The 13,017-nt window shown below is 51.8% G+C and carries 16 protein-coding genes; all 16 read left to right on the forward strand.

The genetic code is table 11. The features are described 5' to 3' along the window. Positions 1 to 58 precede the first annotated feature (58 nt). The 16 genes from fliE (at position 59) to fliQ (ending at position 13,012) form a co-directional block, all read left to right on the forward strand. Complete coding sequence (fliE, locus tag QBE55_04735) at positions 59 to 352, forward strand: flagellar hook-basal body complex protein FliE (GenBank protein WZL79461.1); 294 nt, start codon at positions 59 to 61, stop codon at positions 350 to 352. A gap of 116 nt (positions 353 to 468) precedes the next feature. After that, positions 469 to 2,100, forward strand: coding sequence for a flagellar basal-body MS-ring/collar protein FliF (gene fliF, locus QBE55_04740; protein ID WZL79462.1), 1,632 nt, complete (start codon positions 469 to 471; stop codon positions 2,098 to 2,100). Next, complete coding sequence (gene fliG / locus QBE55_04745) at positions 2,101 to 3,114, forward strand: flagellar motor switch protein FliG (protein ID WZL79463.1); 1,014 nt, start codon at positions 2,101 to 2,103, stop codon at positions 3,112 to 3,114. Then, positions 3,098 to 3,874 carry a FliH/SctL family protein gene (locus QBE55_04750; GenBank protein ID WZL79464.1) on the forward strand — a complete coding sequence of 259 codons (777 nt, stop codon included), beginning with the start codon at positions 3,098 to 3,100 and terminating at the stop codon, positions 3,872 to 3,874. Before fliG ends, QBE55_04750 begins: the two co-directional genes overlap by 17 nt. Further along, positions 3,874 to 5,217 carry a flagellar protein export ATPase FliI gene (gene fliI / locus QBE55_04755; GenBank protein WZL79465.1) on the forward strand — a complete coding sequence of 448 codons (1,344 nt, stop codon included), beginning with the start codon at positions 3,874 to 3,876 and terminating at the stop codon, positions 5,215 to 5,217. The genes QBE55_04750 and fliI overlap by 1 nt, the downstream gene beginning before the upstream one ends. Next, complete coding sequence (gene fliJ / locus QBE55_04760) at positions 5,214 to 5,687, forward strand: flagellar export protein FliJ (GenBank protein ID WZL79466.1); 474 nt, start codon at positions 5,214 to 5,216, stop codon at positions 5,685 to 5,687. The genes fliI and fliJ overlap by 4 nt, the downstream gene beginning before the upstream one ends. Next, positions 5,684 to 7,711, forward strand: a complete 2,028-nt coding sequence (locus QBE55_04765) for a flagellar hook-length control protein FliK (GenBank protein WZL79467.1) — start codon at positions 5,684 to 5,686, stop codon at positions 7,709 to 7,711. The genes fliJ and QBE55_04765 overlap by 4 nt, the downstream gene beginning before the upstream one ends. 134 nt (positions 7,712 to 7,845) lie before the next feature. After that, positions 7,846 to 8,319: a flagellar hook capping FlgD N-terminal domain-containing protein gene (locus tag QBE55_04770; GenBank protein ID WZL79468.1), complete on the forward strand. Its 474-nt coding sequence runs from the start codon at positions 7,846 to 7,848 to the stop codon at positions 8,317 to 8,319. 52 nt (positions 8,320 to 8,371) lie between these two features. Then, on the forward strand, positions 8,372 to 9,229 hold the full coding sequence (locus QBE55_04775) for a flagellar hook-basal body complex protein (protein WZL79469.1): 858 nt from the start codon (positions 8,372 to 8,374) through the stop codon (positions 9,227 to 9,229). A 41-nt stretch (positions 9,230 to 9,270) separates the two neighbouring features. Continuing rightward, positions 9,271 to 9,474 (forward strand): flagellar FlbD family protein, encoded by a 204-nt coding sequence (locus QBE55_04780; protein ID WZL79470.1) that lies wholly within the window; start codon positions 9,271 to 9,273, stop codon positions 9,472 to 9,474. Beyond that, on the forward strand, positions 9,471 to 10,289 hold the full coding sequence (locus tag QBE55_04785; protein ID WZL79471.1) for a motility protein A: 819 nt from the start codon (positions 9,471 to 9,473) through the stop codon (positions 10,287 to 10,289). The genes QBE55_04780 and QBE55_04785 overlap by 4 nt, the downstream gene beginning before the upstream one ends. After that, complete coding sequence (locus QBE55_04790; GenBank protein WZL79472.1) at positions 10,282 to 11,085, forward strand: OmpA family protein; 804 nt, start codon at positions 10,282 to 10,284, stop codon at positions 11,083 to 11,085. Before QBE55_04785 ends, QBE55_04790 begins: the two co-directional genes overlap by 8 nt. Further along, positions 11,060 to 11,500, forward strand: a complete 441-nt coding sequence (locus tag QBE55_04795) for a flagellar basal body-associated FliL family protein (GenBank protein ID WZL79473.1) — start codon at positions 11,060 to 11,062, stop codon at positions 11,498 to 11,500. The genes QBE55_04790 and QBE55_04795 overlap by 26 nt, the downstream gene beginning before the upstream one ends. 49 nt (positions 11,501 to 11,549) lie before the next feature. Then, positions 11,550 to 11,927 (forward strand): flagellar biosynthetic protein FliO, encoded by a 378-nt coding sequence (locus tag QBE55_04800; protein WZL79474.1) that lies wholly within the window; start codon positions 11,550 to 11,552, stop codon positions 11,925 to 11,927. Continuing rightward, positions 11,917 to 12,699: a flagellar type III secretion system pore protein FliP gene (gene fliP / locus QBE55_04805; protein WZL79475.1), complete on the forward strand. Its 783-nt coding sequence runs from the start codon at positions 11,917 to 11,919 to the stop codon at positions 12,697 to 12,699. Before QBE55_04800 ends, fliP begins: the two co-directional genes overlap by 11 nt. Positions 12,700 to 12,742: 43 nt before the next feature. Next, on the forward strand, positions 12,743 to 13,012 hold the full coding sequence (gene fliQ / locus QBE55_04810) for a flagellar biosynthesis protein FliQ (protein ID WZL79476.1): 270 nt from the start codon (positions 12,743 to 12,745) through the stop codon (positions 13,010 to 13,012). Positions 13,013 to 13,017: the final 5 nt, after the last annotated feature.

Raw genomic sequence — 13,017 nt, forward strand, 5'->3', positions numbered from 1 at the left:
GGAAAACAATCCGGTTTTCTGCCGGATACAGCATTTTTCAAAATAAAGAGGGGTAGGTATGGAAATCAATCCGATAGCAGAGGCTCCTTCCGTTGCCGCCATCGGGACAGTGAAACCGGCCAGGACGGAAAAGGCGGATTTTGGATCGGTCCTGAAGGAAGAGCTGAATAAGGTGAACGATATGCAGATAAAGGCGGATGAAGCGAGCCGGCAGCTGGTAACGGGGGAAGCGAAGGATATTCATTCCGTTTTGCTGGCTGCGGAGGAAGCAAGACTGGCACTGGAAGTAACGGTACAGATACGAAACAAACTGATAGAATCCTATCAGGAGATTAATCGGATACAGCTGTAGCAGGAATGCACGGATTCTGCAGGGATGGACATCATGGAATGCCAGACAGGCAGTCCGGTTTTTTCGTTCCTTTTAAGAAAAGATAGAATAAGGAAAGCGTTAGGAGTCTAAGCAGAGTGGGTAAAATCGTCGGAATATGGAATAAGCTATCAGGCGCCTGGATCAAATTGAGCAAGGTGAAGAAGATCAGTTTCATAATCGTGCTGTGTTCCCTTATCGCCGCAATTTCCGTTTACAACCTGAGCGGAAATAAAAAAGCAGAATATGTTCCCCTGTTTACAAACCTGGATATCAAGGATGCCTCCCAGATGGTGGAGAAGCTGGATGAGAGGAAGTACACAGACTACAAAATCGCAGACAACGGCACGGCTCTGCTGGTGCCGGAAAACGATGTGGACCGGCTTCGCCTGGATCTGGCAATTGACGGAGCTTTGCCGGACAGCGGGGAAGGCTTTGAACTGTTTGATAAATCAAATTATGCCATGACAGATGCGGACAGGGAAATCCTGTATCAAAGGGCGCTGGAGGGAGAACTGCAGCGCTCCATTCAATCTCTGGAAGAAGTGGATAAAGCGCGGATTCATCTGGCCTTATCCGAGGAATCCATTTTCATGAAGGAACAGAAACCGGCCACTGCATCCATTATACTGACTTTGAAGCCGGGCAGGGATTTGGTTCCGGAACAAATCAAGGGAATCATATCGCTGGTGTCCGGTGCAGTGAAAAATCTTCCGGAGAAAAATGTCCGGGTGGTGGATTCCAGTGCACATCTGCTCAGTGATGAAGTGTTGAATGAAGAGGATACCTATTCGTCTGCGGGGAGCAGCACGCGGATAATGGATCTGGAAAAACAGTTTGAAAACAAGCTGGAAAAGGATTTAAAGGATTTGCTGGAGCAGGTCTTTGGAGTCGGTAAGGTGGCGGTATCCGTGAAGACCGATCTGGATTTTGATTCCCAGGACAAAACCAGGATTTCCTATGATCCTCAGGAAGTGATCCGCAGTCAGGAGGTTCGGATCAATCAGAACGGAACGACGACAGAAGGACAGGGCAGCAGCCCGATTGACAACAATACCCAAAACTACATTGATGAAAACGTAACAGAGGTTTTGGATCAGAATGGCGTGACCTCCTACGAATCCACAACGAATAATGAAATTGGGGAAACCAAAACCCATACTACAAAGGCTCCCGGCGAAGTCAAGCGGATTACCGCGTCTGTTGTCTACAATGGCAAACTGAATGAGGAAACCCAACAGGCCATGCAGAATATTGTGTCGGCTGCCATCGGATACGATGAACGCCGCGGAGATACGATTCAGGTGGAAGGAGTATCGTTTGATACTTCCCTGAAGGATGAACTGGATCAGCAGATGCAGGAAGAAGAGGCCCGGCGGCAGAAGGAAGCCGCGATAAAAGCCCAAAGGCAGGCAGCTTCCCAAAGAAAGATTCTTTTTGTGGCCCTGGGAGTTCTGTCAGTTTGCATTATCGCTGTCCTGATCGGTTTGTTCCGATCTGTAAGGAAAAAGAAAAGGAAGCGGGAACCAGAGCCCGAATCCCCGCCAATGGTTGATGCAGTGGCAGACGAGCCGATTCCTGTGGAGGACATTCTGCGGGAAGAGCCGCTGATCAACATTGAGCCAAAGGAGAATAAGGAAGAGCGCAGCTTAAAGGAATATGCCCGAAAGAATCCGGATGACATGGCGGATTTGGTCCGGGCATGGATACTGGAGGATGAGGACGGATAGATGGCAAAGGTAAAAAAGTTGAGCGGAGTTCAGAAAGCTGCGATCCTTATGATAGCCCTTGGGCCGGATGTCTCATCCAGCATCATAAAGAGGCTGCCTGACCAAATGATTCAAAAGGTAACCTACGAGATTGCCAACATGACGAAGATCACTTCGCAGCAAAGAAATGAGGTCCTGAAGGAATTTCTGGATATGACGGTGGCTCAGGACTATATCAGCGAAGGGGGATTGGATTATGCCAGAAATATTCTTACCAAAGCCCTGGGGACCCAGAAAGCGAAGGAAATGATTGATACGGTGTCTGAAATCACGCAGCAGCGCCGTCCCTTTGCCATGGCAAGAAAGGCGGATGCCCAGCAGCTGTTTCATACGATATCCAGGGAGCATCCGCAGACCATAGCATTGATTCTTTGCTATCTTCAGCCAGATAAGGCAGCCACCATTCTGTCCGGTCTGCCCCAGGAGCTGCAGGCTGATGTCGCAAGCCGGATCGCCACCATGAACCGGACGTCTCCGGTAATAATCCGACAGGTGGAATCCGTATTGGAAAAAAAGTTGTCCTCCATTATTGGCAACGATTACGAGACGGTAGGCGGCGTGGGAACTCTGGTCGACATTTTGAATTCCTCGGATCGGGGCACGGAAAAGAACATTATCAATGATCTGGAGAAAGAAAAACCGGATTTGGCAGAAAAGGTCCGGTCCAATATGTTTGTGTTCGAAGATATCATTACCCTCGATTCCGCTTCCATTCAGAGAATTCTCCGGGAAGTGGACAGCAGGGATCTTGCCCTTGCCCTGAAGATTTCCTCTGAAGATGTGGCCAATTCCATTTATCAGAACCTTTCAAAGAGAGCAGCCCAGACACTGAGGGAAGATATCGAGTTTATGGGCCCGGTCCGGCTGGTGGAGGCGGAAGAGGCACAGCAGAAAATTGTTGCGCTCATACGTAAGCTGGATGAAACCAACGAGATTATCATTGCGCGAGGTGGCGAAAATGTTGTTGTCCCGTAGGCTGATCAAAAGCAATCAGGTAAATATGGAGGCAGACAGCCGTGAGATCCCCCTGTCCCCTGTCAGGGAAATGAGCCCTGCAGACCGGGAAACGGACGACGGGGGGATGGCTTGTGACAGCAAATGGGAAGAGGATCTCAGGCAGGCCCGGAGCAAAGCGGAAGAAAAGCTCCGTGATGCGGAGCATGAGGCAGAGGCGCGGATTCGCCGGGCGGAAGAGCAGGCAGGGTCCATCCGGAAGCAAGCCAGGGAAAACGGGTATCAGGCCGGATTTCAGGAAGGCCATAAGGAAGGTTACCAGTCCGGCTGGAAGGAGGCTGATCGGAAGACCAGGGAGATGCAGGGGCAGGCAAGGGCTCTGCTGTCCGATGCCCATCGTGAAACCAGGCAGTATATCGCCAGGACGAGGGAAGAGATCATTCAACTGGCTGCCTCCATGGCGAAAGGCATGATCCGTTACAGCGTGGATGTCCGGGAAGAGAGCATTGTGGAAATGGTAAAAAACGCATTGCATCAGGCAGAAGAAAGAAAGCAGATCCTGATCCGGTGTCCTGCGCAATATGTTTCCGTGCTGGAGGAGAACATCGGGAATTTCAAAAAGGTATGCCCCAATGCCAATTTTGCCATTTTGGAGGATCCTTCCGTGAAAAGTCCAGGATGTATCATTGAAACGGAAGATCAGGTCATGGATCTTGAAATAGACAGGCAGCTGGACAACATCGTCAATGCCTTGCAGGATTGGAAAGAAGGGAAAGGGTAATGGGCTTTGCTTTCGATTTTGACCGCTGCAGGCAATTTGTTGAGAATGGAAACTTTTATTCCACAGCCGGAAAGGTGACCCAGGTGATTGGCCTGACCATCATGGTGCAGGGAATAAAGGGATTTGTTGGGGAGGTTTGCCGGATTTTGCTGGATGGGAAAGGCTCGGCGGTAATGGCAGAGGTGGTTGGGTTCCGGGACCGGCAGGTGCTGCTGATGCCGCTGGGGGATCTGAAAGGCGTCGGGTCGGGATGCAAGGTCATACCGACGGGCAAGGCACTTACCATCCAGGCAGGCGAGGACTTGCTGGGAAAGGTGCTCAACGGTCTGGGTGAGCCAATGGAAGAGGAGGAAAGGGGAATAGCGCTGTCCCGGGAGAGCTGCCCTGTGGACCGGACCCCTCCCAACCCCCTGAAAAGGAACCGGATTACCAATATCATGCCTACGGGAATCCGGGCAATCGACGGACTTCTGACGTGCGGGGAAGGCCAGAGAATCGGTATTTTTTCGGGCAGCGGCGTGGGCAAAAGCACTTTGCTTGGCATGATCAGCCGGTACTGTAAGGCAGACGTCAACGTCATCGCATTGATTGGAGAAAGAGGGCGTGAGGTACGCGATTTTATCGAAAAGGATCTGGGAGAAGATGGACTGAAGAAATCGGTTGTTGTGTGTGTCACATCCGATCAGCCTGCTTTGGTGCGAATCAAGGGAGCCTATGTGGCCACCACGATTGCGGAATACTTTCGTGACCGGGGGAAGAAGGTCATGCTGATGATGGATTCGGTGACCCGGTTTGCCATGGCCAAACGAGAGGTGGGCCTGGCCATAGGGGAACCTCCTGCCACCAAAGGGTATACTCCCTCCGTTTTTGCGGAGCTTCCCAGGCTTCTGGAGCGTTCCGGCACCTCCGAACGGGGCTCCATTACCGCTTTTTACACGGTGCTGGTGGATGGAGACGATATGAACGAGCCCATATCGGATGCCGTGCGCGGGATTCTGGACGGACATATCGTTTTGTCCAGAAAGCTGGCTGGTCAGAATCATTTTCCGGCGATTGATGTGCAGCAAAGCATCAGCCGTCTGGCCAGGGAGATTACTTCTGCAAATCAGGATCAAATGGCCGGGGAGATCCGCAATTCCCTGGCTGTTTATGAAAAGTCCGAGGACCTGATCAACATCGGTGCGTATGCGAAAGGGTCCAACCCGCAGATCGACCGTGCCATTGCATTGAATGGACCGATCAATGACTTTTTGACGCAGGATGTCACGGAAAGGGTGGAATACAACGATACCCTGCAGCAGATGCAGGAAATTCTGAAGAAAGGCCCGGGTGAAGGGAAATGAAGGCGTTTCAGTATTCCATGGAAAGTGTGCTGGATTATCGAAGAAGTGTGGAAGAGCAGGAAAAGCAAAAATACTCGCAGATATGGAGAGAGCTGATCCGGCACAAAAGAACGCTGAGGGATTATGAAGAAAAACTGGATGCTGCGGTTGCTTCCCGGTGCACCTGCACAAATCACAAGGTTTTTGAGTGGAAAAATCTTCAGCAATATATCCTTTCTCTGAAGAAAAAGGTAGATATGCAAAGGCAATTGGTGGCGGAGACGGAAAAGGCAGCGGAAGAGAAACGCCGACAGCTGATTCATGCGCAGAGAGATCGGAAGACGATCGAAAAGCATAAGGAACGGGCCCGGGAGAAATACGATTTTGATCTGCAGCAGGCGGAGCAGAAAATTACGGATGAACTGGCCCTGTATTCCTATATGCGGAGTGACCCGGGGACAGAATCCATGAAAGGAGGGGAGTGGAAATGAAAATCAGCTCAGAAAAGGCAATGCAGCCGGAGTGTGTTCTGAATATCGGGAACCGGCAGAAAGAAAATGGGAAAGGGGAAAGTCCAGGTTTCTCAGATATGATTGTTCGGATTCTTGCCATGTTATACAGACCGCAGGGAGAATCCCTTTCTTCGGATCAGGCTTCCGCTGGTGAGGGGAAGGGGGATGGCGATCCGCTGTTGGGAAGCACCGGTATTTCTGAGACTGCCCGGATGACGGATCCGCAGGCTTTTCAGGCCGGACTGCACAGTGCAGCAGTACAGGAGACCGGCTCATGGATGGATGCCGGTCCGCAGAATACGGGAGAACAGGAAGCTGTTCCCGCTGTCGTGCCGCAGGCGGAGACAGGGCAGGAGGGAGCCGCTTTATCGGATGCCGGGACACAAAGCGCCGGGACATCAGGAAGCTTATTGACGGATATCCATGTACAAGGCAGCGGGATACCGGGGAGCCTGGCGCCGAATGTCGGCCTGGACAGTGCGGGGATGCAGGCAGCTGGCCCACTGCCGGATGTTGGCTTGCAGAATACGGGCGTACAGGAGGCTGGCTCGTCGCCGGATGCTGCTGACAGCGCGGGAGATCAGGAAGATGCCCCCGCCGGTACACCGCAGGCGGAGGCAGGACAGGAAGGTATCCGTTCGCAGGATGCCGGAGAACAAAGTACCGGGATATCAAGGAATCCTTTGTTGGATGTTCGTCTGCAGAATACGAAGGTACAGGGAGTGGGAGCTGGCCCACTGCCGGATGCTGGCTTGCAGAATACGGGCGTACAGGAGGCTGGTTTACCGCCGGATGCCGGCATTCACAATGCGGAAATAAGGGAAGCGGTTCCCGCGGATGCACCGCAGGCGGAGGCAGGGAAAAAAGGTTCCGGTTTACAGAGCACCGCAATACAGGATTCCGGGATCCGGGAAGCAAGTCCTCCATTGGATACTGACCTGCAGGGCGCCGGGATGCCGGGGAGCCTGGCGCCGGCTGTGGGCCTGCACAGTGCGGAGGTACAGGAGACGGAAGCTGGTTTACCGTCGGATGCCGGCATTCACAATGCGGAAATAAGGGAAGCGGTTCCCACGGATGCACCGCAGGCGGAGGCAGGGAAAAAAGGTTCCGGTTTACAGAGCACCGCAATACAGGATTCCGGGATCCGGGAAGCAAGCCCTTCATTGAATGCTGACTTGCAGGGCGCCGGGGTACCGGACGGCGGGGATGTGAGATCTGTCCCGGCTGATGTGAAGATGGCGTCGGGCCCGGATTTTTTACAGGTGCGGAAAGAAGACAGCAGCGGAATTCTCCCGGGAGGGATCGAAAACGTGGGGCTGCCGGATTCATCAGCCCCGGTGATGGAACCGGCAAGGGAAATTGCCCGGCAGACTCCGTCCCCCTCAATGGGAAATCCGGTTTGGAAGGAGGACCTCTCCGTTTTAATGTCAGCGGCGCCAAAAAACACCCTGGAAGAAGATATAAACAGGAAAATGGATGGAAAGGCAGGGCAGGCCGGAAACATTTTAGAAGGTTCGGAAGCCAGCAGGACTTCTTTCCACCCGGTCATCCGGAATCTGGAGGACATTGCGTCCCGGATGACGGAGAGGGTTACCATGAGCCGCCAGGAGAATTTGTCCGGCCTGAAGGTGCAGCTGAGCCCCAGGGAACTTGGGGAGATCGAAATACTGGTACACATGAAGGACGGGCATTTGTCCGGCACCATCCTGGTGGAAAATTCGGCTGCTGCGGAAGCACTGGAAAAACAGCTCCCGGATCTGGCGGGCCGGTTAAAGGAACAGAATGTCCGGCTTCAGGATGTAAACATCAGCCTGCAACAAAACGATGCGGAATGCGGCCAGGGAGGAGAGAACCCTTTTTACCGGGAAAACCGCCCCGTCCGCCGGTATTTCCGCAGAGGCATATGGAAAGAAGAACCGATCTGTCCGGAAACGCCATCCGTTTCGTCCCGAAATGCTTATCTGGGCTGGGACACGGGCTTTTCCCTGGATCGGCTGATCTAAAAGGCTGATCTTTCCATGGATATATCCATGGAAACGGAAGGTCGGATCGATTGGAGGATTACGAACCATAAGGGCTCGGCACGCCTGGGATGCTTTGGAGTTTCAGGAAAAGGAAAACAGAAAGGATGATCCATATGGGGATTTCAGAAATTGCTTCACAGGGAGTGTACGCAGCCGCGTCGCCTGGAACGGCGGAACGGACTCCCGATAATAAGCTGGGCAAGGATGCCTTCCTGCAGATCCTGGCTGCGCAGCTTCGTTATCAGGATCCGTTGGGCGGAGGGGACAATACGCAGTTTATAGCACAGATGGCACAGTTCAGTACTCTGGAGCAGATCCAGAATCTGAACAATACCATGACGGATATGCTTTCCTTTCAGTATCTTCAGTTTGGAAGCCAGCTTGTGGGAAAAAATGTTACCCTGAATGACGGAGGGCAGACGGTTCAGGGACTGGTGGACAAGGTGCGGCTGACCGGAGGGGATATCGAGCTTGTGGTGAATGGTACGCCCTATACCATGGATCAGATAGAAGATATCGGCGTTCCGGGATCGGAACCGGAAATTCCGACAGGTCCATCCGGCTCCGGGGAAGCGGAGGAAGCATAAAAGGCAGTGTGCAGGATTTCAAAAGACTTACTCTTTAAAGGAGGAAAAAATTATGTTACGTTCCATGTATTCCGGTGTGTCCGGCATGAAGACCAACCAAACAAAAATGGATGTGATAGGAAATAACATCGCAAATTCAACCACAACGGCATTTAAGGCCGGCCGTGTTCAGTTCCGGGATCTGTTCAGTCAGTCGCAGGCACGTGCCCAGGGACCGTCGGCAGCGGGACGCGGAGGCGTGAACCCAAAGCAGGTCGGTCAGGGCGTTTCCGTGTCGGCGATTGACACCCTGTTTGAAGGGGGAAGCATGCAGCCTACCGGCCGGGATCTGGATCTGGGGATTGAAGGGGAAGGCTTTTTCGTCGTGGCAACGGACAGGGAAGGCAGCAAACTGCGATTTACCCGGGACGGCGCCTTTTATAAGGATCAGGACGGCTTTCTGGTTAATGCGGAAGGGTTTCGCCTTCTGGGCGATCGTTTTCAATCAACTGAACTGCCGGATGTCGATCCGTCCGTCCGGGAGCCTCTCAGTATACCAAACGAAATCGAAGGCCACAAACTGGATTCCTTTTCCATTGATGAATCCGGGCTGATCACCGGAGTTTATGACGATGGCTCCGTTTATTATCTCGGGTCCATTACCCTGGCAAAGTTTGAAAACAACGGAGGACTGGAAAAGAAGGGCGGGAACACCTATGAAGAAAGCCTCAATTCCGGAGAACCGGTGTATGAAACCGCCGCGGCAGGTGGTATGGGGGTCGTCCGGCAGGGCTGCCTGGAATCGTCCAATGTGGATCTTGCCAACGAGTTTACCGACATGATTGTTACCAGCAGAGCCTATCAGGCCAATTCCCGGATCATCACGACTTCGGATGAAATGCTGCAGGAGCTGATCAATCTGAAAAGATAGAAAGAACAGGAGAAGTGGTTCTTTGCTAAGGAGACGATTCGATGATTGAACTGACAACGCTGAAGGGAAACCTGTTCTATCTGAATCCGGAAAAGATTGAACAGGTTGAGGAACTGCATGATACGATCATTACCCTGACAGGCGGGAAAAGGATAAGGGTCATGGAAAGTGCCAATGAGGTATCGGGAAAGGTAATGGCGTATCGAAAGGAAATCAATCGGGTGGAGTGGGAGGGGTCGGAATGAAAAAGAATCTGGTTCCGGTTCTTGCCTTGACAATCGGCATGATTTTGATTGTTCTGGCAATTTCCATGGACGGCGGAACCTTTATAATGTTCTGGAGTGTTACGTCCGTTCTGATTACGTTTTTTGGTTCCCTGGCGGCGGTTCTGATCAGTTATCCTTTTCAGTACGTGAGATCCATACCGGTTATTCTCAGGAAAGTCGTGAGCGAGCCATCCAATTTGAAGGAGAACTATGTTTCCTATTTCTCTGACCTTTCCAGAAAAGCACGGCGGGAAGGCCTGTTGTCTCTGGAAGATGACGCGGCGGATCTGGACGACCCCTTTTTGAAGAGGGGACTGCAAATGGCGATTGACGGCATGGAGCAGGATACCATCCGGGATATTATGGAAATGGAAATTGATTCCCTGGAGGAAAGGCATAAGCCGGGAGAAAATATTTTCCGGACCTGGGGGGAGCTGGCGCCTGCTTTTGGCATGTTGGGCACCCTGATCGGCCTTATCATCATGCTCAGCGGCCTGGATGATCCGTCCCGTATCGGTGCGGGAATGGCGACTGCCCTGATTACCACCTTTTATGGATCCCTGCTGGCCAATCTGATCTTTATTCCCATTGCAAACAATCTGAAATCCCAGACGGAGATCGAGTCATTTCAGATGGAAATGATCATTGACGGAGTACTGGCAATTCAGTCGGGAGCCAATCCCCGGATTGTAGAGGAAAAGCTGTCCGCTTATTTATCGCCGAAGGAGCGGCAGGAATGGCAGGAAAAAGCGGAAAGGGAAGACAACTCGGAGGCGGTGTCCGGACATGCGTAGGAGAAGGCGGAGAGAGTCCGAAGGCGGAGGAGCGGGTTGGCTGACAACCTATTCGGATATGGCCACACTTCTGCTGACTTTCTTTATTCTGCTGTTTACGTACTCCAATGTGGATGCGCAGAAGTTCAGGGCGTTATCCTCTTCCCTGCAGTTTTCCCTGAACGGTTCCGCCGGAGGAGGTTCCATACTGGAAGGCAATCCGCCTGCCAACTCCATTAAAGCTGTTGTGCCGGGTTCAAAAGGTTCGTCGGGAGAGGCAGAGGGGTATACGCCGGAGCCATCCGGGGGGAAAACCATGCGAAGCAGGGAGATCCAGGGGATCTATCGGACCGTCCATGGTTTTGTGGAAAAGGAAGGCCTGTCCGCGGATGTGAAGCTGCGGACAGATCGAAGAGGCGTGATCATTGATATTAATGAAAGCATCCTTTTTGACAGAGGGAAAACGGAGCTGAAGCCGGACAGTCTGGTGATACTGAATAAGCTCACCAAATTGATCCGCTCCTTTGACAACAATATCATTGTGGAAGGGCACACCGATGATGTGCCCATGCACAGGGCCCCGTTTCCGTCGAACTGGGAGCTTTCCGTCATCCGGGCGACCACAGTGGTGCGTTATTTCGCGGAGGAAAAACACATTGATCCGCGCAGATTGTCTGCGGCAGGCTATGGGGAATACCGGCCCGTTGTCCCCAACGATTCCGAAAAGAACCGTGCCCGGAACCGCAGGGTCAATATGCTGATCGTAGCATCAATGGAAGGAGGTACTGAAGATGGCGAAGGAAGCAGGCACAGGTAAAAAAAGAACGGCCCTTTTGTTTTTCGTGATTCCCCTGGTTACTCTGGTGATGGCATTCCTGGCGTTTTCCTATTACAGCAAGACCTTTGTTTTTGCAGAAGAGCCCAGGGCCTATAAGACCCATCACACGTACTCCATGGACGAGATCATTGTCAATTTGAAAGACGAAGGGCGGTATTTGAAAATAAAGATTGCCCTGGGCTATGACCGGGAGGAAGATCAGAAGGTGATTGAGGAAAAGGAAGCCCAGGAAAGGGACGCCATCTTGTCCGTATTGAGGAGTAAAAGTGTAAAGGATATTATGCCGATTGCATCGACAGAAGGGCTGAAGAAGGAGATGCTGGGTAAGCTGAATCAGTTTTTCCCGGAAAAAATGATAACCGACGTGTTTATTACGGACTTTCTGGTCCAATGAAGCCAGGCATCTGTATAAAATGGCTTCGGGAATGGAAAAGAGGAATGCCATGGATCGGGAATTGATAAACAGCGCTTTAAAGCTTCTGGCTGCCTTGCCGGCAGTGATCCTTCTTGCCTGTGTCAGCCTGAGACTGACCGGCCGGTATCTGCACCGGCAGAATCCGTCCGGAGGAATTCAGATACTGGAAAAGGTCCCTGTTTCCAATAAATCGGCGTTGTATGTCGTGAAACTGTTTGACGAAGTTGTGGTGCTCGGGATAAGCGAGAACAATATACAGCGGATCAGGACACTTTCTCCGGAGGAAGCGAAGGCTTATCTGGAGAAAAAAGCAGGGAAAGACCCGGGAAGGAACCGGGAGCAAAAGGTACAGGGGTGGTTCCATAACGAAAAGTGGAAGAAAGTCTGGGACAAATATGGAAAATAGAAAATGCAGGGGAAAAGAAGCGGCTTTTCTTCTTCTGATCGTTCTGCTTCCATTTATCGTGCAGCCGGTCGCTCATGCGGCTTCGAAAACCATCGCCGTATCTCCGGACTGGGAGATTGCGCTTCATCCTCCGGAGGAGCCAAAACAACTGGTGGACAGCATACGTTTGCTCATCGTGATGTCCATACTGACTCTGGCGCCCTCCATTCTGACGCTGCTGACGTCCTTTACCCGGATCATTGTGGTTTTTTCCCTGCTGCGAAGCGCTCTGGCAACTCAGCAGACGCCTCCCAATCAGGTATTGATCGGTCTGGCTCTGTTCCTGACCTTTTTTATTATGTCGCCGGTAGTGAACCAGATCATGGATCAGGCAGTAAACCCTTATCTGGACGGAACCATCACGCAGGACGAAGCAATCCGGACCGGCATCAAACCGGTAAAGGAATTTATGCTGCGGCAGACCAGGGAAAAGGATCTGGCCCTGTTTGTGGATATTTCCCGGGAGAAGATGCCGAAAGACCGGATGGATGTGAGTATGACGACATTGATCCCGGCATTTGTCATCAGTGAACTGAAAACGGCCTTTACCATTGGATTTTTATTGTATATTCCCTTTATTGTCATTGATATGGTGGTTTCCGGGATCCTGATGTCCATGGGGATGTTTATGCTGCCTCCGGCAGCCATTTCCCTGCCCTTTAAACTGCTGCTGTTCATTTTGGTGGACGGCTGGCATCTGATCGTAAAATCCCTGGTGGAAGGTTTTCTGTAAGCGGATCTTTTTTACAGGGAACAGGAGAAAAGGAGGAAAATCCATGAATCAGGAAGTGATACTGGATATTATGAAGGATGCTTTGCTTACAACCGTGAAGACCTCTGCACCAATTTTGCTTGTTGCTCTGGTGGTGGGCCTGCTTATCAGTATTCTGCAGGCAACCACCCAGATCCAGGAGCAGACCCTGACCTTTGTTCCAAAAATCCTGGCAGTATTCTTTACCATGATTTTGTTGGGCTCGTTTATGATGAATACATTAGTCAGCTTTACCAATCGGATATTCGGCTATATTGCCAATATCGTCTCGTAGGTGGT

The sequence above is a fragment of the Eubacteriales bacterium mix99 genome, assembly GCA_038396605.1.
Taxonomy (GTDB): Bacteria; Bacillota; Clostridia; order Caldicoprobacterales; family DTU083; genus UBA4874.

Excerpts from the sequence above, each read along its gene's own strand:
- fliE (WZL79461.1), top strand. The coding sequence starts at position 59 with ATGGAAATCAATCCGATAGCAGAGGCTCCTTCCGTTGCCGCCATCGGG.
- fliG (WZL79463.1), top strand. The coding sequence starts at position 2,101 with ATGGCAAAGGTAAAAAAGTTGAGCGGAGTTCAGAAAGCTGCGATCCTT.
- QBE55_04750 (WZL79464.1), top strand. The coding sequence starts at position 3,098 with ATGTTGTTGTCCCGTAGGCTGATCAAAAGCAATCAGGTAAATATGGAG.
- fliI (WZL79465.1), top strand. The coding sequence starts at position 3,874 with ATGGGCTTTGCTTTCGATTTTGACCGCTGCAGGCAATTTGTTGAGAAT.
- fliJ (WZL79466.1), top strand. The coding sequence starts at position 5,214 with ATGAAGGCGTTTCAGTATTCCATGGAAAGTGTGCTGGATTATCGAAGA.
- QBE55_04765 (WZL79467.1), top strand. The coding sequence starts at position 5,684 with ATGAAAATCAGCTCAGAAAAGGCAATGCAGCCGGAGTGTGTTCTGAAT.
- QBE55_04770 (WZL79468.1), top strand. The coding sequence starts at position 7,846 with ATGGGGATTTCAGAAATTGCTTCACAGGGAGTGTACGCAGCCGCGTCG.
- QBE55_04775 (WZL79469.1), top strand. The coding sequence starts at position 8,372 with ATGTTACGTTCCATGTATTCCGGTGTGTCCGGCATGAAGACCAACCAA.
- QBE55_04780 (WZL79470.1), top strand. The coding sequence starts at position 9,271 with ATGATTGAACTGACAACGCTGAAGGGAAACCTGTTCTATCTGAATCCG.
- QBE55_04785 (WZL79471.1), top strand. The coding sequence starts at position 9,471 with ATGAAAAAGAATCTGGTTCCGGTTCTTGCCTTGACAATCGGCATGATT.
- QBE55_04790 (WZL79472.1), top strand. The coding sequence starts at position 10,282 with ATGCGTAGGAGAAGGCGGAGAGAGTCCGAAGGCGGAGGAGCGGGTTGG.
- QBE55_04795 (WZL79473.1), top strand. The coding sequence starts at position 11,060 with ATGGCGAAGGAAGCAGGCACAGGTAAAAAAAGAACGGCCCTTTTGTTT.
- QBE55_04800 (WZL79474.1), top strand. The coding sequence starts at position 11,550 with ATGGATCGGGAATTGATAAACAGCGCTTTAAAGCTTCTGGCTGCCTTG.
- fliP (WZL79475.1), top strand. The coding sequence starts at position 11,917 with ATGGAAAATAGAAAATGCAGGGGAAAAGAAGCGGCTTTTCTTCTTCTG.
- fliQ (WZL79476.1), top strand. The coding sequence starts at position 12,743 with ATGAATCAGGAAGTGATACTGGATATTATGAAGGATGCTTTGCTTACA.